Source organism: Neisseria sp. P0022.S010, from assembly GCF_051956635.1.
Window position 1 is genome coordinate 1 of sequence record NZ_JBQCXF010000755.1, and the last position, 904, is coordinate 904.

The window sequence follows — 904 nt, forward strand, 5'->3', positions numbered from 1 at the left end:
TAAACACAAAGGCCGTCTGAAAATGAGATTTCAGACGGCCTTTCTATTACGCTTTATACAATGAAAAATGCCGGAGACTTAACCATCTCCGGCATTTTTGAATAAGGTGGCGAGCCGAACCCCCGGCACTGGCTCATCAGAGTGGGCTGCTGGCTTCCGCCCCTGACCCGGTGTTCCGAATTACCATGCGGGGAGACCCGCCGTAGAAGAAACGCATTATAGCGGTTTTACAGAAAAACTCAAGCGATAAAATCTGTCAGGCCGTCTGAAAACCATTTACACGACAAGATTGTAAACAATATTGCCTAGTTGCAAATCATTCCCATTGAAATGTTTATTGTCTTTTCCGTTGAAAAATATCGAAAATTACACTACATTAACACTTTACGCCATCAAGAAGAAATTACATTTTTCAGACGGCCTTTAATATAAAAACATTACATCCATCAACGGAACACGACCATGACCACGACTACCGCCCCGCAGCGTATTCGGGAAATTCCCTACAACTATACTTCCTACACCGACCGCGAAATCGTCATCCGCCTGTTGGGCGACGAGGCGTGGCAGATTCTGCAGGACTTGCGCGGACAGCGCAGGACGGGGCGTTCGGCGCGGATGTTGTTTGAAGTGTTGGGCGATATTTGGGTGGTCGTGCGCAATCCGTATCTGGTCGATGATTTGCTGGAGCACCCGAAACGCCGCGCCGCGCTGGTACGCGAAATGCGCCACCGTTTGAACGAAATCCGCAAACGCCGCGACGACAATCCGCAAGTCGATTTGTTGGTTGCGGTGGCGGAAAAGGCGGTCGAGCGTTTTGACGGCGGTTTTGACGAAACGCGCCAAAAGCGGCGGCAGATTTTGGAGCGTTTGAGCAAAATCACCAAGCCGCACAATATTATGT

General features: G+C 49.7%; 1 protein-coding gene and 1 other RNA gene. One reads left to right on the plus strand and one right to left on the minus strand.

Annotation, left to right across the window (positions count from 1 at the left end):
* Nucleotides 1-105 precede the first annotated feature (105 nt).
* An RNA gene (gene ffs, locus ACTHUT_RS21185) (signal recognition particle sRNA small type) lies at nucleotides 106-202 on the minus strand.
* A 260-nt stretch (nucleotides 203-462) separates the two neighbouring features.
* On the opposite strand from ffs, the gene ACTHUT_RS21190 reads away from it, so the two are divergent.
* A partial coding sequence (locus ACTHUT_RS21190; protein ID WP_440419774.1) for a DUF3683 domain-containing protein occupies nucleotides 463-904 on the plus strand: 442 nt, incomplete at its 3' end.